Raw genomic sequence first — 21,505 nt, 5'->3', positions numbered from 1 at the left:
CACACGAACAGGAATACCGCCATGCAATGGGAAGTGGTGATCGGCCTCGAGACGCACACGCAGTTGTCGACGGCCTCCAAGATTTTTTCCGGTACCTCCACCGCCTTCGGCGCGGCGCCGAACACGCAGGCCTCGCCGGTCGACCTGGCGCTGCCCGGCGTGTTGCCGGTGCTCAACCGCGGCGCGGTCGAGCGCGCCATCGAGTTCGGGCTGGCGATCGGCGCCACCATCGCGCCGCGCAGCATCTTCGCGCGCAAGAACTACTTCTACCCCGACCTGCCCAAGGGCTACCAGATCAGCCAGTACGAGATCCCGGTGGTGCAGGGCGGCAGCATCAGCATCCAGGTCGAAGGCAAGAAGGGCGAGACCTACGAGAAGACCGTGCAGCTCACGCGCGCCCACCTCGAGGAAGACGCCGGCAAGTCGCTGCACGAGGATTTCGCCGGCATGACCGGCATCGACCTGAACCGCGCCGGCACGCCGCTGCTGGAGATCGTTACCGAGCCCGACATGCGCAGCTCGGCCGAGGCCGTGGCCTACGCCAAGGCCCTGCACGCGCTGGTGATGTGGCTGGGCATCTGCGACGGCAATATGCAGGAAGGCAGCTTCCGCTGCGACGCCAACGTGTCGGTGCGCCCCTACGGCAGCCCCACGCTGGGCACGCGCCGCGAGATCAAGAACCTGAAYTCGTTCCGCTTCCTGCAGCAGGCCATCGACTACGAAGTCCAGTGGCAGATCGCCGAGATCGAGGACGGCCGCGCCATCCAGCAGGCCACCGTGCTGTTCGATCCGGACACCGGCGAGACGCGCGCGATGCGCACCAAGGAAGATGCGCACGATTACCGCTACTTCCCCGACCCCGACCTGCTGCCGCTGGAGATCGACGCGGCCTGGATCGAGCGGGTGAAGGCCGCGCTGCCAGAACTGCCGGTGGCCATGCAGGCGCGCCTGGTGTCGCAATATGGCTTGTCCGCCTATGACGCCAGCGTGCTGACCGCGTCCAAGGCACTGGCTAGCTACTTCGAGGCCGTGGTCGCCGAAGCCGGTGCGGCCAATGCCAAGCCCGCTGCCAACTGGCTGATGGGCGATGTGTCGTCGCTGCTCAACCGCGAAGGCATTGCGCTGGAAGCGGCCCCGGTCAAGCCGGCGCAGTTGGCCAGGCTGCTGGTGCGCATTGCCGATGGCACGGTGTCGAACAACACTGCCAAGAAGGATGTCTTCCCGGCCATGTGGGCGGGGGACGAGGGCGGTGACGCCGACGCCATCATCGCGGCCAAGGGGCTGAAGCAGATGTCCGACTCAGGTGAGTTGGAAAAGATCATCGATGATGTGCTGGCGGCCAATGCGAAGTCTGTCGACGAGTTCCGGGCTGGCAAGGAGAAGGCGTTTAATGCGCTGGTGGGGCAGGCTATGAAGGCTACCAAGGGGAAGGGGAATCCGGCGCAGGTTAATGAGTTGTTGAAGAAGAAGTTGGGGGCGTAAGGCGGCTTTTTTTGGGGGGGGCTTGCTGGCTCCTTCGCGGTTTCTTTTTGCGGTGTTGGCTCTTGCACCCAAGTGCGTACGACATCCCCCTGCGGGGGACGCCGGTCACTCTTCTTTGCCTCGGCAAAGAAGACTAACGAGAAGAAAGCCGACCCTGCCGGGGGCAGAGCAATCGGGCTTGTAGGCCTCGGTGATTGCGTCGTACGGCCCTGAGTGTTGCCTAGCGTGTCCAACCGGCTTGCAGGACATCGCATTGGCCTGCCCCATGGGTTTCGTGGTGGGGCCCCTGACCTCGTATGCGGTGACCATTCCCACATCTRCCGTTCGCGGCGCGAGTGGCTGCGCCGTTTCGAGTGTGGCTGGTTTCGTGGTTTTGTCTCGGAGAGCAGGCGCGGTGATGTTCGAGCGTGACCCTCGCGAACCGGGCCATGGTGCCCACCACGAAACCAAGGGCGTTGGTAGCAAGGTGCCGCTCGCGCCGGTAGGCAGGGCATCAAATGGCTGGGCGGCCACCGCTAGAGACAAAACCACGAAACCACCAATGCAGGCAGGATCGCGGTCCTTCGCGCCGCGAACGGCAGATGTGGGAAGAGGCACCGAGCAAAGCGATCAGGGGCCGCACCACGAAACCCATGGGTCAGGCCATTGCGCTGCCCTGCAAGCCGGTAACGGCAGATACCAGCAGAACCGCTGCCCATACGACGAAACCAGCACCCTGCGCACCCGCGATTGCTCTGCCCCCGGCAGGGTCGGCTTTCTTCTCGTTAGTCTTCTTTGCCGAGGCAAAGAAGAGTGACCGGCGTCCCCCGCAGGGGGATGTCGTATTCCTTTGGGTTAAATAACCAACGCCGCAAAAAGAAACCGCAAAGGAGCCAGCAAGCCCAAGCCCTCACCCCAAAAAGGCCAACACCCCCCCCTCCCCAAATCCACCCCCTAACCATTTGCTACACTGCCCCCCAAACATCCCGGTTGAAGCCAATGAACCCCCAAGAAGTTGCCTCCTACCTGCAAACCAACCCCCAGTTCTTCGAAGATCACGCCGAGCTGCTGGCCACGGTGCAACTCACCAGCCCGCACAGCCACCGCGCAGTCTCGCTGCAAGAGCGCCAGATGGAAATCCTGCGTGAGAAGAACAAAGGCCTGGAACTGAAGCTCGCGGACCTCGTCCGTCACGGCCACGACAACGACCGCACCCAGCAGCGCATGCACGCCTGGCAACTGCGCCTGCTGGCAGAAGTGGACTCGCACGCGCTGCCCTATGCGGTGCAGGACGGCCTGCAGCAGGTGTTCGAAGTACCGGGTGTGGCCCTCAAGCTCTGGAACGTGGCCGAGAGCTACGCGCATATGGAAGTGACCCAGGGCGCGAGCGATGACGTCCGCCTGTTCGCCGAAGGCCTGCGCGCGCCGTATTGCGGCGCCAACAGCGGCTTCGAGGCGGCGGCCTGGCTGGAGCGCGACGATATCGCCTCGCTGGCCATGGTGACGCTGCGCGTGCCCGCGCGTGAAGCCGGCACGCTTGGCGCGGCCTTCGGGCTGCTGGTGCTGGGTTCGCCCGAGCCGCGGCGCTTCCACGAGGGCATGGGCACTGCCTACCTGGCGCAGATCGGCGAAGTGGCCGGCGCCGCGCTGAACCGGCTGCGTGACTAAACCGGGCGATGCACCGCAATCCCATCGCCGTGGCCGGGCAATGACGGCATCCCGTCCGCCCAGATCAGGTGGCGCGGCCGCGCGGCCGCGCAAGGCAGCGGCGCCGGCGGCCGGGAAGGCCGCCGCAGGCAAGACGCCATCGGATGCCGCCAGGTCCAGGTCACGCCAGGACGCCCCGGCGGAACCCCTCGGCAAGCCAGTGCCCGCCCCGGTGGTCCTGCGCTACCTGGAATGGCTGTCCAGCAGCCGCAAGCTGGCTGCCCACACCCTGACCAACTACGCCCGCGACCTGTCGGTCCTGCAGGCGCATGCCGAGCGCCATGCACCGGGCTGCGCGCTGTTATCGCTGCAGACCCACCATATCCGCGGCTTTGCCGCGCGCCTGCATGGCGGCGGCCTGGCCGGCACCAGTATCGCCCGCACGCTGTCGGCCTGGCGCGGTTTCTACCTGTGGGCCGCGCGCCATGGCCTTGGGGTGGAGGCCAATCCGGTCGACGGCGTGCGCGCGCCCAAGTCCGGGCACCGGCTGCCCAAGGCCTTGTCGGTGGAGCATGCGGTGGCGCTGGTCTCGCACAGCGCGGGCGAGCACAACGAGGGCCGGCGCGACCAGGCCGTCTACGAGCTGTTCTATTCCAGCGGCCTGCGCGTGTCGGAACTGGTGCAACTGGACCATCGCTACACCGAGGACGGGGAATACCGCTCCGCCGGCTGGATCGATATGGACGGCGCCGAAGTCACGGTGATCGGCAAGGGCTCGCGCCGCCGCACCGTTCCCGTCGGCAGCAAGGCGATGGAAGCCCTGCGCGCGTGGCTGGCGGTGCGCGCGGAGATGTCGCGCACCGGCGCGGCGCCGGAGGACGCGCATGCGCTGTTCCTCAGCGTGCGGGGAAGGYGCCTGCCGGTGCGCACCGTGCAACTGCGCATCAAGCAGCAGGCGATCCGGGCAGGCGTGCCCGCGGACGTGCATCCGCACATGTTGCGGCATTCCTTTGCCACCCATGTGCTGCAATCCTCCGGCGACCTGCGCGCGGTGCAGGAAATGCTTGGCCATGCCAGCGTGGCCACCACCCAGATCTATACCGCGCTGGATTTCCAGCACCTGGCCAAGGTTTACGACAAGGCGCACCCGCGCGCTGGCAGGGCGCACTCGGCACCGGCGCCGGCTGCCGCCCCGAAGGCCCCCGGGCCAGCGGCGGGCGAGTCCAACCCCCCGGCCACCCCGGCTGCCAAAGAAGACGACTAACCCTCCCACTGGGCCAGGATGCCGCGGAACGCTTCCATCTCCGGCAGCAGCCAGGCGCGGAAGGCTTTTACCTTGGGCGCCTCCAGCATGCTGGTCGAGCAGACGAAGTAAAGCAGCCATGGGCAGGTAATGCTGACGTCGAAGAGCCGGACCWCGCGCCCGGACAGCAGGTCGTTATAGGCCAGCGAGGAACGGATCAGCGCAATGCCCTGGCCGGCTGCCGCCGCCTGCAGCAGCAGCGAGGAGTCTTCCAGCAGCAGGCCCTTGCGCGGCTCCGGCCAGTCCAGTCCGGCGGCTTCGAACCACGGTTTCCAGGGGTCGCCCTCGCCGCGCAGCAGCGACATGCCTTTCATGTCCTGCGGCCGTGCCGGCAGCTTGCCGCCGTTGAAGGCCGGGCTGCAGACCGGGAAGAACACGTCGTCCAGCAGCTTCTCCACATACAGGCCGGGATAGTCGCCGCTGCCCATGCGCAGCGCGATATCGACTTCCTCGCGCGCGAAATCCACCAGGGTGTTGGACGACAGCAACTCCACGTCAAGCTCGGGATGCTGTTCGATAAAGCTGCCGATGCGCGGCGTGAGCCAGCGCGCGGCGAAGGAGGGCATGGTGCTGATGGTGAGGCGCTTGTCGCGGTTGCCGGCCTGCAGCGCGCGCGTGGCATCGGCGATTTCCAGCAGGGCTTCGCGCACGCGTCCCGCGTAGGCCCGGCCGCCGGGCGTCAGGCTGACACGCTTGCCATTGCGCTCGAACAGGGCCTGGCCCAGTTCCTCCTCCAGCGCGCGGATCTGGTGGCTGACCGCGCCGTGGGTGACGAACAACTCGGTGGCCGCGCGCGAAAAACTCTCGTGGCGGGCAGCCGCCTCGAAGGCGCGCAGCGCGGTCAGCGGCGGCAGGCGCGGCAACTCGCGATGCCAGCCACGTGGCAAATCTCTCTCCCATGCTCCCTTCAGCGCCATCACTGACCTCGTCTTATGTGAGTTTCTCTAACAAGAACAAGGAAAATATATCGTTTTGGAAGGGCCGCGGCAATCACTAGAATGCAATGCATCGGCGCGCTGCCCGCACCGGTGCCAGTCAAGTACAAAGCATAGCCTGACAAGGGCTGGCGCGACTGGTGGCTGCCCATTCCGGGCAAGCGGGCGAGGGTGTCGACGATGTCAGTGAAGGATGCCCAACATGAAAACATTGCTCACAACGACCCTGTTCACCCTGAGCCCGGGCGAAGTTACCTCGCTTTCCATCCACGCCGAACAGCGCCTGCGCGTGGATGAGGCCACGGGGACCGATGTCTGGCTGACCCGCGAAGGCGATTCGGAAGATTACTGGCTGCGTTGCGGCGGTAGCCTGCTGCTCGCCAGCGGCGACGAAATCACGGTCAGCGTGGATCCGCGCGCCGCCGAGCCGGTACGCCTGGCCCTGATCGCCGAGGCCCGCCGGCCGGCCGTCAACCTGTCGCACCTGGTGGCACGCATGGCGCGGCGTTTGGTTCGAGGTACCGAATGGACGCCTAACCAGGACCAGATCACGGCCTCCTGACGAAGACGGCCGCGTGCGCGGCCATCTGCGGCTGGTGCATTCGCGCGATGACCCTGACCCTGGCAGGACCATCGCGGAGTGAAAGAGCACGAGACGGACAGAGCAAGAGAGGGGCGGCATCCTGTGAGATCCGCCCCTTTTCGTTAAACTGCCGGGATGCAATCGATACAAGTCATTGAGCAGGGCCGGCAAGAGTACGAGCCCTGTTTCGACGCGATGCGTGCCTTTACCGCCGCACGCACCGCCGATACCCCCGACCAGATCTGGCTGGTCGAGCATCCTCCGGTCTACACCCTCGGCCAGGCGGGAGATCCCGCGCACCTGCTGGCCCCGGACGAGGCGATCCCCGTGGTGCGGATCGATCGTGGAGGACAAGTCACTTACCACGGTCCGGGACAGGTCGTAGCCTATCTTCTGCTCGATCTGCGCCGGCGCCGCCTCATGGTTCGCGAGCTCGTCCATGCGATCGAGCAAGCCGTGCTGGACACGCTCGCGGCGTATAATCTCGCAGCCGAACGCAAGCCCGGCGCGCCTGGTATCTACCTTTGCGAAGGTCCGCACCAGGGCGCCAAGATCGCCGCGCTCGGCCTCAAGATCCGCAACGGCTGCAGCTATCACGGCGTCAGCCTCAACGTGCAGATGGACCTCGCGCCCTTCCTGCGCATCAACCCCTGCGGCTATGCCGGCCTGGAAACGGTCGACATGGCAACGGCGGGCGCCACCTTCCCGGTGGCCGATGCGGCTGGCGCGTCCCGCCTGCCCGTGACCGCGGCACAACAAGCCGATATCGCGCGGCGCCTTGCGGCGGCGTTGTGCGAAGTGCTGGCAGCGGCGCATGAGCGCGCCCTGGCAGCCGACCGGAACACCGCCGCGGCCCTGGCCACTTAGTCATCCAGCCGAATATGCACGCACCGCGCGTGCGGAGAACACTATGAGCGACGCCCTGATCGCCACTTCCAGCGAAGCCCCGCAACCCCAGGCGGAGCAGTACGACCCGACCCGCAAGCAGAAGTCGGCCGACAAGACCGCCCGCATCCCTATCAAGATCGTGCCGGCCGAGAAGCTCAAGAAGCCTGAGTGGATCCGCGTCAAGGCGGCCACCGGCAGCTCGCGCTTCTACGAGATCAAGGACATCCTGCGCGCCAACAACCTGGTGACGGTATGTGAGGAAGCGAGCTGCCCCAACATCGGCGAATGCTTCGGCAAGGGCACCGCGACCTTCATGATCATGGGCGACAAGTGCACGCGCCGCTGCCCGTTCTGCGACGTCGGCCACGGCCGTCCCGATCCGCTGGACGCCAGCGAGCCGGGCAACCTGGCACGCACCATTGCCCAGCTCAAGCTCAATTACGTGGTGATCACCAGCGTCGACCGCGACGACCTGCGCGACGGCGGTGCCCAGCACTTTGTCGATTGCATCACGCTGACCCGCGAGCTGTCGCCGGTCACCCGCATCGAAGTGCTGGTGCCGGATTTCCGCGGCCGCCTGGACAAGGCGCTGGACATCCTGCAATCCGGCCCGCCGGACGTGATGAACCACAATATGGAAACCGTGCCCCGCCTGTACAAGCAGGCGCGCCCGGGCGCCGACTACGCGCACTCGCTCAAGCTGCTGCAGGAATTCAAGCGCCGCAACCCCACCGTGGCCACCAAGTCCGGCCTGATGGTGGGTCTGGGCGAGACCGACGAGGAAATCCTCGAAGTCATGCGCGACATGCGCGCCCACGACATCGACATGCTGACTATCGGCCAGTACCTGGCGCCGTCGGGCCACCACCTGCCGGTGATGCGCTACGTGCATCCGGACACCTTCAAGATGTTCGAGGCCGAGGCATACAAGATGGGCTTCACCCATGCCGCCGTGGGCGCCATGGTGCGCAGCTCCTATCATGCGGACGAGCAGGCGCATAAGGCCGGCTTCGCCTGAGCCTGCCTGCGCGCCTCCGGGCGCCTTGGTTCATTGCAAAAAAACCGGCCGGTATCCACCCGGCCGGTTTTTTTCGCCTGCGGCAGCGGCTGCCGCCGCAGCTGGCGTTGCATGCACGCGACGGCGTGACCTCTTTCCCTGAAATTTCTTCCATCGCACCCGTCGGCGCGGGCGGGGCCGCGCGCCGCGCGATCGCACCGGACCGGCGCATGGCGGGAGCCCTCGCGAGCGCTCCCGCACCGAAGGCATTCGCCGCATCGGCCGGCCGCACCAGGACAGGGCGCAGGGCCCGTCACGCACAACACTTTGCGTGGGAAATCCTAGGGTCTACACCTAGCCCCAGCATCTTATTGTTTGGTTATCATGAATTTATCGACAAATTGTCGATGAAAAAAGATTCTGCTCACGGACCGGATTGCAGCCGGCGTCGTCCCTGACCAAGTCCGGTGCGCGCGCCTACACTGCAAGACAGGTCCCCCTGCCGGTGCTTCCCATGACCCGATGTTCCGTTCACCGCCTGGCCGAGCGCGCGCTGCTGTGCAGCGTGCCGCCGCCGGCCTCGCTTGATGTACAGCGACGTATCTGGGCCATGGCCCAGCGCGCGGCCGAGTGGCGCGGCGTGGTCGACGCGGTGCCCGGCATGAACAACCTCACCGTGGTGTTTGACCGCGATGCCGATCCCGAAGCGCTGGAACGCAACCTGAAGCTGGCCTGGGCGTCGGGCGAGGCGCGCGCGGCGACAGGCAGGCTGGTCGAGATCCCGGTGCGCTACGGCGGCGAATTCGGCCCCGACCTGGCCGAGGTGGCCGCGCATACCGGCCTCACGGCGCAGGAAGTGGTGCGCCGCCACAGCGAGGGCGAGTACGTCGTTTACTTCCTCGGTTTCCAGCCCGGCTTCGCCTATATGGGCGGCATGGACCCGGCGCTGGCCACGCCTCGGCGGCGCGAGCCGCGGCTGTCGGTGCCGGCCGGCTCGGTCGGCATCGGCGGCGAGCAGACCGGCATCTATCCGGCCGCCGCTCCCGGCGGATGGCAACTGATCGGACACACAACCAGCGAACTCTTCGTCGCCGACCGCGATCCGCCTTCCTTGTTCGCACCGGGCGACACGGTGCGCTTTGTCGTCGAGGCGCTGCTGCCATGAACCGTATGCCATCACCCGTTGCACCCGCTGCTGCGACTGTGCGGAGGGTCCGCGCATGATCGAGATCATTCGCCCTGGCGCGCTCGCCTCGGTCCAGGACCTCGGCCGCCCCGGCTTTCGCCGCTTCGGCGTGGGCACCGCGGGCGCGCTCGATACGGTCGCGCTCACCATCGGCAACCGCCTGCTCGGCAATCCGGCGGGCGATGCCGCCATCGAATTCACGCTGGGCCGCGCCGCCGTGCGCTTCCACGCCGACATGCGCGTCGCGCTGACCGGCGCCGAGTGCCGGGCCAACCTGGACGGCGTGCCGGTGTGGTCGTGGCATGCCTTCGACGTGCGCCGCGGCGAAACGCTGACGCTGTCGGCGGCGCAGGGTGGCACCCGTACCTATTTGTGCGTGGCGGGCGGCATCGCCGTGGCGCCGGTGATGGACTCGCGCAGCACCGATCTCAAGGCCGGCTTTGGCGGCCTGGGTGGCCGGGCGCTGCATGAAGGCGACCGCTTCGATGCCGGCCGGCCCGGCGTGGCCGAGGACAGCGACTGGCTGGGCGTGCAGGCTCCGGCCTGGGCGCTGCCGGTGACGAAGCTCGGCAACGCCACGCCGATCCGCATGCTGCCTGGCATCGAATACGAGGACTTCGACGCCGCCGCGCATGAGGCGCTGTGGCAGTCCGACTGGATCGTCACGCCCAACAGCAATCGCATGGGCTTGCGCCTGCAAGGCCCGGCGCTGGCCCGCCAGCCTGAGCGTGCCGCCGACCTGCTCTCGCACGGCGTGCTGCCGGGCGTAGTGCAGGTGCCGCCGGCCGGCCAGCCCATCGTGCTGATGGCCGACGCGCAGACCACCGGCGGCTATCCCAAGATCGGCGTGGTGATCGGCGCCGACCTGTGGCGGCTGGCGCAGGTGCCGCTGGGCGCGCCGGTGCGCTTCGTGCGCGTCACGCTGGAAGAGGCCGCTGCGGCGCAGGCCGAGCTGGATCGCTACCTGCAGCAACTGGACCAGGCACTGCAATGGCAGGGAGACGGCATGGTGATCGCCTCGCGGCGGCGCACGCGCAGCCACGCGGCCGCGGCCGTGGCCTGAGCGCCGCCGGATGACAGCAACCCCCAAACCTCAGGACAAGCCGCAAGACCGGTGAGGAGTATCGCAATGCATATCGACCTGAACGCCGACCTCGGCGAAGGCTGCGGCAACGACCGCGAACTGCTGGGACTGATCAGCTCGGCCAACGTCGCCTGCGGCTGGCACGCCGGCGACGCCGCCACCATGCTGCAGACCGTGAAGTGGGCGCTGGAGCAGGGCGTCGCCATCGGCGCGCATCCGAGCTATCCGGACCGCGAGAACTTTGGCCGCACCGAGATGCAGCTCGATCCCGAAGTGGTGTACGCGAACACGCTCTACCAGATCGGCGCGCTGGCCGCGCTGGTGCGCTCGCAGGGCGGGCAACTGGCCCACGTCAAGGCGCACGGCGCGCTCTACAACCAGGCCGCCAGGGATCCCAGGCTGGCCGACGCCATCGTGCGCGCGGTGCGCGACTTCGATTCCGACCTGGTCTTCTTCGGCCTGGCCGGCAGTGTCATGGTGAAGGTGGCGCGCGAAGCCGGCCTCAAGGTGAAGGAAGAAGTCTTTGCCGACCGCGGCTACAACCCGGATGGCTCGCTGGTCAAGCGCGGGACGCCCGGCGCGCTGCACGAAGACGAAGACGTGGCGCTTGGCCAGACCCTGCAGATGGTGCGCGAGCAGCGCGTGCGCGCCATCGACGGCAGCTATGTACCGATTCGCGCCGAAACCGTGTGTCTGCACGGCGACGGCGCACACGCGCTTGCCTTTGCGCGCCGCATCCGCGAACGGCTCGGCGCCGAAGGCATCGCAATCCGCGCCGGAGGCTGAAGGGGCACACCACACGGTAAACGCAACGGACGCGCCCCCAGGCTTCCGGTATTCACTGTGACCCGCGCGATGTCGAGCAGCATGACGCGACGCGTGGCACTCGCCTCCATCACACTCTATTGGTGTCTCTCATGGAACAGGCAGTCAACCTCTGGCCCTTAGTTGGGGTCGGCATCATCATCCTCGGCTTCGTGCTGCGCTTCAATCCCATGATGGTGGTGGCGCTTGCCGCCATCGCCACCGGGCTGGCGGCGCCTATGCCGGTCATGCAGATCTTCACGGCGATCGGCACCGCCTTCGTCAAGACGCGCAACCTGCCGCTCATCATCCTGTTGCCGCTGGCGGTGATCGGCCTGCTCGAGCGGCACGGGCTGCGCGAGCACGCGCAAGCCTGGATCTCGCGCATCGCCTCGGCCACGGTCGGGCGCCTGCTGATCGTCTACCTCGGCGTGCGCGAGCTCACCGCGGCGGTGGGCCTGACCAGCCTCGGCGGCCACCCGCAGATGGTGCGTCCGCTGCTGGCCCCGATGGCCGAAGGCGCGGCCGAGACCCGTTTCGGCAAGCTGCCCGAGCCGGTCCGCCAGCGCGTGCTGGCCTTCTGCGCGGCTACCGACAACGTCGGCCTGTTCTTCGGCGAGGACATCTTCGTGGCCTTCGGCGCGATCGCGCTGATGCACACCTTCCTGCTGTCGTCGAACATCGATGTGGAGCCGCTGCATATCGCCGTGTGGGGCATCCCGACCGCGGTCTGCGCCTTCCTGATCCATGCCGTGCGCCTCAAGCGCCTGGATATGTGGCTGGAACGCGAAGTGGGCGGCAAGGCTGCGGCCGCCGCAGGTACGGCGGCTACGGCCAAGAGCGGGGAGTAAGCCATGATCATTTCCATCGAGTACCTCTACTGGCTCGCCGGCCTGGTCCTGGCCATCACCTCGCTGATGATTTTCGCGGACCGCGACCATCCGCGCCGGCTCAGCACGGGTTTGTTCTGGGCGCTGTATGCGCTGGTGTTCCTGATCGGTGACAAGCTGCCGCCGGCCGTCGTCGGCGTTGGCGCCGTGGTGATGGCGCTGATCGCGGGCTTTGGCGGGGTTGGCCACGGCAAGCACGGCACGCTGCCGGAAGAAGAGCGCCGCGCCTCGGCCAAGCGCCTTGGCAACAAGCTGTTCATCCCGGCCCTGCTGATTCCGCTGGTGACGGTGATCGGCACCGTGCTGTTCAAGGACGTGAAGATCGCCGGCCTGCCGCTGCTGGACCCCAAGAACGTGACCTTCGTCTCGCTGGGCGTCGGCTGCCTGGTCGCGCTGGCCGCGGCCTGCTGGCTCACCCGCGATACTGTGGTGCAGGGCGTGCGCGAGTCGCGCCGCCTGACCGAGTCGCTCGGCTGGGCGCTGGTGCTGCCGCAGATGCTGGCCATGCTTGGCCTGGTGTTTGCCGATGCCGGTGTGGGCAAGGCGGTGGCGTACCTGACCACGGCTTACATCAACATGGACTACAAACTGGTGGCCGTGGTGGTGTACTGCGTGGGCATGGCGCTGTTCACCGTGATCATGGGCAATGGCTTCGCCGCTTTCCCGGTGATGACCGGCGGCATCGGCGTGCCCATCCTGGTGAACATGTTCCACGGCAACCCGGCGGTGATGGCGGCTATCGGCATGTTCTCCGGTTACTGCGGCACGCTGATGACGCCGATGGCGGCCAACTTCAACATCGTGCCTGCCGCGCTGCTGGAGCTGGACGACAAGAACGCCGTGATCCGGGCGCAGGTGCCGACCGCGCTGATGATCCTGGTGGCCAATATCGCGCTGCTGTATTTCCTGATGTAAGAACGCGGTCCAGCCGCGAAAGTTTGGCCAGGGGCCCGGGCAACCGGACTTCGGGCCGGGAGTCCCCGCCATGCGTACCGTGCTGCTGACCGGTTTCGAGCCGTTCGAAAGCGAACCTATCAATCCGTCCTGGGATCAAGGCCATCGTGCGCCGGATGCGCACGGCTGGCGTGCCGGCCTCGGTTTCGCAGACCGCCGGCACCTTCGTCTGCAATCACGTGTTTTACGGGCTGATGCACTTGCTGGCGACGCAAAGCGTGCCGGCGGGCGTGCGTGGCGGCTTCATCCATATTCCTTATCTGCCGGAGCAGGCCGCGCGGCATCCGGGCCAGCCCAGCCTGGCGCTGGCCACGATGATCGACGGCATCCGCTGCGCGGTGGCTACCGCGCTGTCGACGCAGGACGATATCCGCGAGCAGGGCGGCCAGACGCACTGAAGCGGTCAGGCCCCGGGCGGTGGCCTATCCCTTTTTCGCCGCCGCCTGCCGCCGCAGCTTGCGGCGTGCGCGCCGCAAGCTGCGGCGGTCCAGCTGGAATTGCTCGAAGCGCCAGATCAGGTAGAACAGCGCCAGGAACGGCCACATCCAGGCCAGCCACTGCGCCAGGCTGTTGAAGTGGATGAAGCGGCCCAGGCGCCAGCCCTGCTCCGAGATCCAGGAATAGGGATTGGCGGGCAGCAGGTTGGACAGCAGCACCAGCAACATCAGCGCGGCCAGCGCCAGCGCGCCGCGCAGCCAGCGCGGCAGCCGCAATAGCAATACCAGCACCAGCGAGCCCGTCAGCAGGGCGAAACGGCCGCCTTCGGACAGCCAGTTGAAGGCGTTGTCGTCCGGGAACTGCAGTTCCGCCACGGCCGCCTTGAGCAGCAGCGTGCAGGCCAGCAAGCCGGCCAGAATGCGCAGCATCGGGGCATTGCGCCGCATCGCCGCCGAGGCGAACAGCCCGGTGCCGACCCATCCGCACGCGGTCACCAGCGATTCCAGCAACTGCTGTCCCTGCACGTCGTCGGGCCGCAGCAGGCCTACGCTTTCGATCAGGTCGGGCAGCGTCGGGAACATGCCTTGCAGCCACTGCACGGGCCAGGAGTCGGGGTCGGTCAGCCACTCGCGCACGATCGCGCCCATGCCGAACAGGTGCTCCTGCGGGAAGATCTGCGCGAACGGCCACAGCAGCAGCAGGATGATGGCGAAGCTGGCATGTGGCTCGAACCAGGCCATGCGCAACTGGCGCAGCGAGCCGCGGTCGATCAGCGCGGCCGAGAAGGGCGCCACCACGGCGCCGCCCAGCAGGGCGCCCAGCGCATTGGTGATCAGGTCGATATTGGACGAGATGCGGTTGGGCAGCCAGGTTTGCAGCGCTTCCATGCAGCCTGAGAGCAGCGCGCCCGCCACCAGCGCCAGCAGCGTCGCGCGCGCGCCGGACACGCGCGGGTGCAGGGACAGCACCAACAGCGCGCCGAAGGGGCAATAGCCGAGCACATTGGTGATGAGATCGAACTCGGTCAGGTAGCGCGGCTTGGGCGCGGTGAGGAAGGCCAGCGGTGAGATGCCGTTGTCGGTCCAGCCCGTGAACGGAAAGAGGCTGCCGTAGATCACCAGAAGGGTGAAGCACAGCAGCCCCACCCGCGCCAGCGGCGAATGGCGGGGCGTGGGCGGCAAGGGAGTGAGCGGAGCGGGTGCCGATGCCATGCGGGACCGGGTTATTGCAGCGGTAGCGTGGCCACCCAGTCGAGGATCGCCGCGATGGCGGCGTCGGTGCCCGTGGCGAGCGCCTTGACGCCGCCGGCGCCATCGGCCGTGGGCGCGGGCTGCGCCACCACGAAGGTCTTCTGCCCGCGCAGCCCGTTGCGGAACACGCTGGCACGCACCCGGATCACGCCGCGGCTGGCGCTGGCGCTGTCGAAGACCTGCTCGAACTCCAGCATGTCGATCTTCAGCGCCGGCGTGGCGGTATCGCCGAACCAGGTCAGCGCCCCGCGCGAGGCCACCGCTTCACGCAGGCGGTCGTCGAACAGGCGCACCGGCGACATCACCCAGCGCTGGGTGGCATAGGGCTGCAGGCGCTCGGCCTGGGCGTAGTGCAGGCGATAGAAGAGTGAGTTGCCGTCCATCCAGGTGGGGCCGTCGGTTTGCGCCACGCGCATCCTGGGCAGGGGCGTGGCGCCGGGCGCCGCCCCGGCCGGCGGGCCCAGGTCGTAGGTGATGGTGGACGTGGAGGGCGTGAGGGCGCAGCCGCCCAGCAGCAGGCCGGCCAGCGCGATGCCGGCGGCAAGCCGGCGCGGCAGGCCGCAAACGCCGGAGGTGCCGGAACGATCTGGCCGGAGATGGGCGGTGCGCATCATGGATTGCCTCGGTTTGCCCGTGGGGCTCGGATTGCTCGAAGGGTTTGCCGTGCGCACCTGGCGGACCAGGCGCGCGGCGATTGCTTGGGGGCGCGGGATCACGGTACCTGTTCCGCTCACGGCGCCTGGAAGCCAGGCTCGCCGGGGCCCGGCATGGTGGCCGGGCCGCCGAACAGCACGCTGCGCGGGCTGTCGTTGAACTGGCTGGCGGCGCGGTCGATGCTGCGCATGGTCTGGCGCGCATCGCGCGCGAGCCCGTTGATCTGCGGCAGCGTATCCTGGCTGACGCCACCGGCGGCCGACTGGATCGAATCGGCGGCGCCCTGCAGGTCGTGCCCGACGCGGTCAATGGTGCGCAGCACGGTGCCGTTCGGGCTGGCCAGTTCCTGGGTCAGGCGCCGCGTCGAGGCCAGCGTGGCGTTCAGGTTTTCGGTCACCTGCGGCAGTTGGCGCACCGCCGGCGCGAGCGAGTTGGCCAGCTGAGAGTAGTCGTCGGCGGTCTTGCGCACCGAGCGGATCGCGCCCATCAGTTCGCGCCGGTTGTCGGCCTGGAACATGTCGTTGAGCGAGCCCATGATCGTTTCGAGCTGTGTCAGCAAGCTGTCGCCGCGCTTTTCCAGCTCTTCGAAGAAGCCGGCCCGCATGGTGATGCGCGCCACCGACTTGGAGGAGGTGGCCAGATGGGGCGATGGCGTGCCGCCCTCCTGCGCGGTGGTGTCGTCGAGCTGCACATAGCCGATCCCGGTCACGCCCTGGAAGCCGAGCGTGGCATAGGTGGTGCGGGTGATCGGGGTGTCCTGGTTGACGCTGATGCGCACGATGATCTGGCCCGGCACGGCGGGATCGAAGCGGATCGACACCACCTTGCCCACGTCCAGCCCGCGGTACTTGACGTCGGCCTGCGGCCCCAGCCCGTTGACGGTGGAGCGGGTGATCAGGTCGTAGGGCACGCGCACCGCGTGGTCGCTGCTGAACCAGAAGATCGAGAACAGCACCAGGATGGCGAGGCCGATCGTRAAAACGCCCGCGAGGAAGGCGTTTGACTTGTTTTCCATCATGCTTCTCCAGATTGCGGGCCCGCCGGTGTCACCGCCAGGGCCTGCATGGCGCGTTGCCCGCGCTCGCCCAGGAAATACTCGCGGATGAACGGGTGGTCGATATGCACCAGTTCGGGTATCGGCAGCGCTGCCAGCACCTTGCGGTCCGCCAGCACGGCGACGCGGTCGGACAGCGCCACCAGGGTGTCGAGGTCGTGGGTCACCATCACCACGGTCAGGCCCAGTTCGCGGCGCAGTTCGCAGATCAGCGCCACGTAGTCGTCGGAGGCCATCGGATCCAGCCCGGCGGTGGGCTCGTCCAGGAACACCAGTTCGGGCTCCAGGGCCAGCGCGCGGGCCAGCGCCACGCGCTTGATCATGCCGCCGGACAGGTCGGACGGCATCTTGTCCGCGTCGCGGGCGGACAGCCCCACCAACTGCAGCTTGAGCAGCGAAGCCTGGCAGATGAGATCGTCGGGCAGGGTGCGAAGTTCGCGCAGCGGCAGCGCGATATTGTCGATCACCGACAGCGCGGAAAACAGCGCGCCGCGCTGGAACTGCAGGCCCCAGCGGTTGCGCAGGGCTTGCAGGCGCGCGGCATCGAGCCGCATCAGGTCCTCGCCGAACACGCGGATGGTGCCTGAGGTGGGCCGGTCCAGCCCGACGATCTGGCGCAGCAGCACGGTCTTGCCGCTGCCCGAGCCGCCGACGATGGACAGCACTTCGCCACGATAGACATCGAGGTTCAGGTGGTCGTGCACGACCGCCTCGCCAAAGCGCTTGACGAGGTCGCGCACTTCGATGACGGTAGTGCGCCCGGATTCTTGCGCCGTGCCGGGCATGGAGGCCGGGCGGGCCGCTTGTGGCGTCGTGGAAGCGGTGGCGGTTGTCATAGTCCGATGTCCTTGAACAGGATGGCGAAGATCGCATCGGCAATGATCACCACCGTGATCGAGGTCACCACCGAGGCGGTGGTGCCTTCGCCCAGGCTGCGCGTATTGGGCTGGATGCGCAAGCCGAAATGGCAGGCGGTGATCGCGATCAGGATGCCGAACACCACGCCCTTGCCCAGCCCCATCCACAGGTTGGCCACCGGCACCGCATCGGGCAGCGCGCGCAGGAAGAAGGCCACGCTGATATCGAGCTGGAATTTGGCCGCCAGCATGCCGCCGGCCAGCGCCAGCACGTCGGTCCACGCCACCAGCAGCGGCATGGCGATGGCCAGCGCGATCACACGCGGCATGATCAGCCGGAAGCCGTGCGAGATGCCCATCACGCGCATGGCGTCGAGCTCCTCGGTGACGCGCATCACGCCGATCTGCGCGGTGATGGCCGAGCCCGAGCGGCCGGCGATCAGGATGGCCGCCAGCACCGGCCCCAGTTCGCGGATCACCGCCATGYCCAGGATGTTGACGATGAAGATGCTGGCGCCGAAGGTGCGCAACTGGTTGGCGGACAGGTACGACAGCACGATGCCGATGAGGAAGCCCACCAGCGCGGTAATGCCGAGCGCTTTATAGCCGACGTTGTAGATGTTGGCCGAGATCTCGCGCCAGGGGCCGCGATGCGGCGCGCGCGCCAGGCGCAGCAGGTCGAAGGCCAGCTGGCCCAGCATGGTCACGCCGTTGCCGAGTTGCGAGAACATCGACAGGATCGAGGCGCCGAACAGTGTCACCGGGTTGAACCGGTCCACGATATGTTTCTTCCAGTTTTCGCGGCGCAGGCCGGCGATGCGCGCGAACACCCGCCGCTGGGCCTCGCTGGCCTCAAGGCGCTCGGGCAGCTTGCCGCCCCAGGCCTGCCACATCAGTTGCGCGCCGATGTGGTCGAGCCGGCCGAGGCCGGCCAGCGACCAGTGCGAATCCGTGGCAATCGCATGCAAGTCATGGCGCAGGCCGCGCGCGTGGTGGCAGTCCGAGAGCGCCAGCGCGGTCCAGTCGCCGCGCAATCGCACCGTCGCCGCTCCGTCCGCGCGCGTCACTTCGATGGCTGGCGTGGTAAGGCTTTCCAAAGGATGGGTGGAAGTGATGGGCAAGTCCCGATTCTATGCCACCCGCAGGGTCAGCGGGCGCCCGGACCGCCTCGGCGGCGGATTCGCGCGGCTACAATGCGGGCTGGATTCCCCGCGCGGTCCCGGCTGCGCGGCCTGTTCCACCGACGCAAGCCGTACCTCTCGTACTTCTTGCGCACGTTGTGCCCTTTGCGCCCTTCGTGCCCTTTGTGCCGTCCAACGCCGATTCGCATGTCCGCAGACCCATCCTTGCCGCCGTCCGCCCCGCCAGCCCCGGCCTGGCGCATCGACTCCGACCGCCTGCGCGCCGCRCTCACGGGTGCCGCCAGCGGCTGGACCCTCGACGTCGTCGACGAGACCGGCTCGACCAATGCCGACCTGACGCAGGCCTGCCGCAGCGCGCCGTGGACCGAGGCCGGCGCGCTGCGCCTGGCCTACCGCCAGACCGCGGGCCGCGGCCGCCAGGGCCGTCCCTGGCAGGGCCAGGCCGGGCTGACCTTCTCGGTGGCGATGCCATTGCCGCTGGCGCCGTCGCAACTCAGCGGGCTGAGCCTGGCGGTGGGGCTGGCGCTGGCCGAGGCGCTGGCCGACTGCGATGCGCGGCTCGGCGCCGCCGTGGGCCTGAAATGGCCCAACGACCTGCAGATCGACGGCCGCAAGCTGGCCGGCATCCTGATTGAGTCGGTGCCGGCAGGGCCGCAGCGCGTCTGGGCGGTGATCGGCATCGGCCTGAACCTGGTACGCGATGCGCAGATGGAGGCCGCGCTCGGGCGCAGCCTGGCCGGCGTGACCGAATACCTGCCGGATTGCGATCCCACCGCCTTGCTGGCCGCCGTGCTGAACCGGCTGGCGACGATGCGCGACGATTTCCTGGCGCGGGGATTCGCGCCGATGGCGGCCCGCTGGTCGGCCCGCGACGCGTATCGCGACCAGCCGGTGCGCCTGCTGCACGACGGCCGCGTGCAGGCCGAAGGCCTGGCGCGCGGCGTGGACGGCGACGGCCACTTGTTGCTTGAAACGCCGATGGGCCTGGAGCGCATCGCCAGCGGCGAAGTCTCGCTACGCCCGGCGGACGAAKGCCCGGGAGCGGGCGCATGAGCTTTTCCACCGCCGGCATGCCGCGCGTGCCGCAACTGCTGATCGATATCGGCAACACCCGCCTGAAATGGGCCTGGTGCGAAGACGCCTGGTCCGGCGCTGTGTTGCACGAGGCGCCGCTGCCCACGCCGTGGCAGCACGGCGGCGCCGTGGCACACGACGCACTGTCCACGCTGGTGGCGCAATGGGCGTCGCTGCGGACGGCCGGTCCCGCCGGCGCCCGGCCGCAGGTGTGGGTCAGCAACGTAGCCGGCCCGGCCATCGCCGCCAGCCTGCAAGCCACGCTGGACACCGTGTTCGGCCCCGGCGCCGGTGTGAACTGGGTACGCTCGGGCCCGCGCTTCGGCGGCCTGGTCAACGGCTACCGCGATCCCGCCCAGCTCGGCGTCGACCGCTGGATCGGCAGCATCGGCGCGCGGTGCTACCGGCCGGAGGGTGCGCTGCTGATCGTCACCGCCGGCACCGCCACCACGCTCGACGTGGTGAGCGCGCAGGACCGTTTCGAGGGCGGGCTGATCCTGCCCGGCCTGGACCTGATGCTGGGCGCGCTGGCGCAGAACACCGCGCAATTGCCAGCCCTGGGCGTCGGCGACACCGGGCTGGCCGCACCCTGGGCCGACAACACCCGGGACGCCATTGCCGCCGGCTGCCTGGCGGCGCAGGCCGGTGCGGTGGAGCGCACCTGGCGTGCCCTCGGCGAGCGCGGTCCGGTACGCTGCCTGCTGTCCGGCGGCGCCCGCCATATGCTGGCGAACGCCCTCTCGATGCCGTTCGAGATGCACGATAATCTCGTGCTGCTCGGCCTGCATGTGATGGCCTCGCGGAGCCGGGCCGATGCCCTGGACTGATCTGCGCCGGCCATTGTTCTCCAAGCCTCTCGTTTCCCCTGCATCGCCCCCATGCTCCAACGAAGCCTGTTAATCCTGCTGGTCCTGGTCAATGCGCTGCTGCTGGCGGCCGTGCTGGGCGCTTTCGGCCCACAGCCCCTGGCTGGCTGGATGGAAAGCGCGCGCGAACCCGGACGCGCCGCCCAGCAGACCCGCGCGGAACGATTCCGCCAGATGGCGCGGGAGGACCGGGCAAGCCCGGCATCCGCGCCGGCGCTTCAGCCTGCCGCGCATGCCGCCGCGTCCACCATGGCCTGCGTGGAGATCGGTGGCTTCAACGGCGACCTGGTGCGGCGCGTGGCCGATGAACTGGCAGGCGCACCGGCCGGCGCCTGGCGGGTGGAGCAGTTCGAGCGGCAGGAGCAAGCGCGCTGGTGGGTTCACCTGCCGCCGCAGTCCACGCGCGAGAACCTGCAGCGCAAGCTCGGTGAGTTGCGCCGGCGCAACATCACCGATGTGTCGGTGGTCAGCGCGGGGACGCCCGAAACCTATACGGTGTCGCTGGGCCTGTTCCAGGAGCGCGAGCATGCCGAGCATTTCCTGGACAACCTGCGCGAGCACGGCGTGCGTACCGCGGTGCTGAGCGACACGCCGCATCCGCTCACGCGCCAGTGGCTGCGCGTGCGCAATGCCGACGCGGCGCTGCGTACGCGGCTTGACGAGATGCGCCGGCGCTACGGCGTGCAGGACATGCTCAGCTGCGCCTGATGCGCCGCTGGCGGATTACTGCACCTGGCGAACCTTGGACAGCAGCTTGGTAGTGGAACGGTCGTGCAGGAAGGCGATGGCATGGGCTTGCCCGCCCCAGCTGCGCACCAGCCGCGTTTCTTCCAGCGTATCGATATCGTAGTCGCCGCCCTTGACGTAGATGTCCGGGCGCACCAGCCGGATCAGCTCGACCGGCGTTTTCTCGCGGAACATCACCACCAGGTCCACGGATGCCAGCGCGGCGACCAGCGCCATGCGGTCCGACTCGTGATTGAGGGGGCGGTCGTCGCCTTTGCCGAGCATGCGGACGGAGGCGTCGCTGTTGACGCCCACAACCAGGCTCGCGCCGAAGGCTTTGGCTTGCGCGAGGTAGGTGGCGTGGCCGCGGTGGAGGATGTCGAAGACGCCGTTGGTGAAGACGAGCGGGCGTGGGAGGGCGGCTAGCTTTTCGGTCAGGTCGTTGGGGGTGTTGGTGGTGACTAGCTTGGATTCGAAGGCTGGGGTGGACATGGTGGTGGCTGGTTTTGGGTAAGTCAAAAGCTTAACGTCAAAGGCTTAAAGTCAAAGGCAGTTTCACCACCCCTKCGGGGCGGCGACCTACTTTTTTGTCTTGCCAAAAAAGTAGGCAAAAAAGGCGYGCCGGATGGGGCGACCCCCTCCTCGTCGGCAGGCRAAAAGAGCGGCCGGGGGCCAAACTCACATCGCCTTAAGGCGATGCTCAAACATGGCC

At 67.9% G+C, this 21,505-nt stretch carries 21 protein-coding genes and 1 pseudogene; 15 read left to right on the top strand and 7 right to left on the bottom strand.

The window, feature by feature from the left end:
* Positions 1 to 21: 21 nt before the first annotated feature.
* The 3 genes from gatB (at position 22) to AC1DKD_RS01725 (ending at position 4,372) form a co-directional block, all read left to right on the top strand.
* Positions 22 to 1,482, top strand: coding sequence for an Asp-tRNA(Asn)/Glu-tRNA(Gln) amidotransferase subunit GatB (gene gatB, locus AC1DKD_RS01735; RefSeq protein ID WP_441636962.1), 1,461 nt, complete (start codon positions 22 to 24; stop codon positions 1,480 to 1,482).
* A gap of 978 nt (positions 1,483 to 2,460) precedes the next feature.
* Complete coding sequence (locus tag AC1DKD_RS01730) at positions 2,461 to 3,129, top strand: DUF484 family protein (protein WP_477104649.1); 669 nt, start codon at positions 2,461 to 2,463, stop codon at positions 3,127 to 3,129.
* 40 nt (positions 3,130 to 3,169) lie between these two features.
* On the top strand, positions 3,170 to 4,372 hold the full coding sequence (locus AC1DKD_RS01725) for a tyrosine recombinase XerC (RefSeq protein WP_477142863.1): 1,203 nt from the start codon (positions 3,170 to 3,172) through the stop codon (positions 4,370 to 4,372).
* Here the strand turns inward: AC1DKD_RS01725 and AC1DKD_RS01720 are convergent.
* Entirely contained in the window at positions 4,369 to 5,328 is a 960-nt protein-coding gene (locus AC1DKD_RS01720) for a transcriptional regulator GcvA (protein WP_477142862.1), read from the bottom strand. The genes AC1DKD_RS01725 and AC1DKD_RS01720 overlap by 4 nt on opposite strands.
* A gap of 220 nt (positions 5,329 to 5,548) precedes the next feature.
* On the opposite strand from AC1DKD_RS01720, the gene AC1DKD_RS01715 reads away from it, so the two are divergent.
* From AC1DKD_RS01715 to AC1DKD_RS01675, 9 genes and pseudogenes are all read left to right on the top strand, one after another.
* On the top strand, positions 5,549 to 5,908 hold the full coding sequence (locus AC1DKD_RS01715; protein ID WP_441636896.1) for a DUF2917 domain-containing protein: 360 nt from the start codon (positions 5,549 to 5,551) through the stop codon (positions 5,906 to 5,908).
* Between the two features lie 156 nt (positions 5,909 to 6,064).
* Positions 6,065 to 6,796 carry a lipoyl(octanoyl) transferase LipB gene (gene lipB, locus AC1DKD_RS01710; RefSeq protein ID WP_441636898.1) on the top strand — a complete coding sequence of 244 codons (732 nt, stop codon included), beginning with the start codon at positions 6,065 to 6,067 and terminating at the stop codon, positions 6,794 to 6,796.
* 43 nt (positions 6,797 to 6,839) lie between these two features.
* Positions 6,840 to 7,835, top strand: coding sequence for a lipoyl synthase (lipA, locus tag AC1DKD_RS01705; RefSeq protein ID WP_006161271.1), 996 nt, complete (start codon positions 6,840 to 6,842; stop codon positions 7,833 to 7,835).
* A 493-nt stretch (positions 7,836 to 8,328) separates the two neighbouring features.
* Positions 8,329 to 8,979 (top strand): 5-oxoprolinase subunit PxpB, encoded by a 651-nt coding sequence (pxpB, locus tag AC1DKD_RS01700; protein WP_441636900.1) that lies wholly within the window; start codon positions 8,329 to 8,331, stop codon positions 8,977 to 8,979.
* Between the two features lie 55 nt (positions 8,980 to 9,034).
* Positions 9,035 to 10,063: a 5-oxoprolinase subunit C family protein gene (locus tag AC1DKD_RS01695; protein ID WP_441636902.1), complete on the top strand. Its 1,029-nt coding sequence runs from the start codon at positions 9,035 to 9,037 to the stop codon at positions 10,061 to 10,063.
* A 66-nt stretch (positions 10,064 to 10,129) separates the two neighbouring features.
* Positions 10,130 to 10,870 carry a 5-oxoprolinase subunit PxpA gene (gene pxpA, locus AC1DKD_RS01690; protein ID WP_035865170.1) on the top strand — a complete coding sequence of 247 codons (741 nt, stop codon included), beginning with the start codon at positions 10,130 to 10,132 and terminating at the stop codon, positions 10,868 to 10,870.
* A 131-nt stretch (positions 10,871 to 11,001) separates the two neighbouring features.
* Complete coding sequence (locus AC1DKD_RS01685; protein ID WP_441636904.1) at positions 11,002 to 11,739, top strand: DUF969 domain-containing protein; 738 nt, start codon at positions 11,002 to 11,004, stop codon at positions 11,737 to 11,739.
* 3 nt (positions 11,740 to 11,742) lie between these two features.
* Positions 11,743 to 12,693 carry a DUF979 domain-containing protein gene (locus tag AC1DKD_RS01680; RefSeq protein ID WP_441636906.1) on the top strand — a complete coding sequence of 317 codons (951 nt, stop codon included), beginning with the start codon at positions 11,743 to 11,745 and terminating at the stop codon, positions 12,691 to 12,693.
* Between the two features lie 134 nt (positions 12,694 to 12,827).
* Positions 12,828 to 13,130, top strand: a pseudogene (locus AC1DKD_RS01675) (pyroglutamyl-peptidase I family protein); the annotation flags it as partial.
* A 24-nt stretch (positions 13,131 to 13,154) separates the two neighbouring features.
* Here AC1DKD_RS01675 and AC1DKD_RS01670 read toward each other — a convergent pair.
* From AC1DKD_RS01670 to AC1DKD_RS01650, 5 genes are all read right to left on the bottom strand, one after another.
* A complete protein-coding gene (locus AC1DKD_RS01670) occupies positions 13,155 to 14,381 on the bottom strand; it encodes a VanZ family protein (RefSeq protein WP_477104650.1) in 1,227 nt (408 codons plus the stop codon).
* Between the two features lie 11 nt (positions 14,382 to 14,392).
* Positions 14,393 to 15,031 (bottom strand): ABC-type transport auxiliary lipoprotein family protein, encoded by a 639-nt coding sequence (locus AC1DKD_RS01665; protein ID WP_441637217.1) that lies wholly within the window; start codon positions 15,029 to 15,031, stop codon positions 14,393 to 14,395.
* A 119-nt stretch (positions 15,032 to 15,150) separates the two neighbouring features.
* Positions 15,151 to 16,092, bottom strand: a complete 942-nt coding sequence (locus tag AC1DKD_RS01660; protein ID WP_441637211.1) for an MlaD family protein — start codon at positions 16,090 to 16,092, stop codon at positions 15,151 to 15,153.
* The gene (locus AC1DKD_RS01655; RefSeq protein WP_441637210.1) at positions 16,089 to 16,964 is read right to left on the bottom strand and encodes an ABC transporter ATP-binding protein; all 876 of its coding nucleotides are present in this window, start codon (positions 16,962 to 16,964) and stop codon (positions 16,089 to 16,091) included. Before AC1DKD_RS01655 ends, AC1DKD_RS01660 begins: the two co-directional genes overlap by 4 nt.
* Positions 16,961 to 18,082, bottom strand: a complete 1,122-nt coding sequence (locus AC1DKD_RS01650; RefSeq protein WP_477142874.1) for an MlaE family ABC transporter permease — start codon at positions 18,080 to 18,082, stop codon at positions 16,961 to 16,963. Before AC1DKD_RS01650 ends, AC1DKD_RS01655 begins: the two co-directional genes overlap by 4 nt.
* 231 nt (positions 18,083 to 18,313) lie before the next feature.
* Here AC1DKD_RS01650 and AC1DKD_RS01645 point away from each other — a divergent pair, with 231 nt between their 5' ends.
* Genes AC1DKD_RS01645 through AC1DKD_RS01635 form a run of 3 tightly spaced genes read left to right on the top strand, consistent with a single transcriptional unit; the run spans position 18,314 to position 20,775 of the window.
* Complete coding sequence (locus AC1DKD_RS01645) at positions 18,314 to 19,180, top strand: biotin--[acetyl-CoA-carboxylase] ligase (protein ID WP_477142861.1); 867 nt, start codon at positions 18,314 to 18,316, stop codon at positions 19,178 to 19,180.
* Positions 19,177 to 20,028 carry a type III pantothenate kinase gene (locus AC1DKD_RS01640; RefSeq protein ID WP_441637206.1) on the top strand — a complete coding sequence of 284 codons (852 nt, stop codon included), beginning with the start codon at positions 19,177 to 19,179 and terminating at the stop codon, positions 20,026 to 20,028. Before AC1DKD_RS01645 ends, AC1DKD_RS01640 begins: the two co-directional genes overlap by 4 nt.
* Before the next feature lie 51 nt (positions 20,029 to 20,079).
* The gene (locus tag AC1DKD_RS01635) at positions 20,080 to 20,775 is read left to right on the top strand and encodes an SPOR domain-containing protein (RefSeq protein WP_441637204.1); all 696 of its coding nucleotides are present in this window, start codon (positions 20,080 to 20,082) and stop codon (positions 20,773 to 20,775) included.
* 15 nt (positions 20,776 to 20,790) lie between these two features.
* Here the strand turns inward: AC1DKD_RS01635 and rfaE2 are convergent, their stop codons facing one another.
* Entirely contained in the window at positions 20,791 to 21,285 is a 495-nt protein-coding gene (gene rfaE2 / locus AC1DKD_RS01630; protein ID WP_441637202.1) for a D-glycero-beta-D-manno-heptose 1-phosphate adenylyltransferase, read from the bottom strand.
* Positions 21,286 to 21,505: the final 220 nt, after the last annotated feature.

This window comes from Cupriavidus sp. 05T313 (assembly GCF_056396665.1).
Note: the sequence above shows the minus strand (reverse complement) of the source record. Positions and strands in the feature narration are given on the sequence as shown.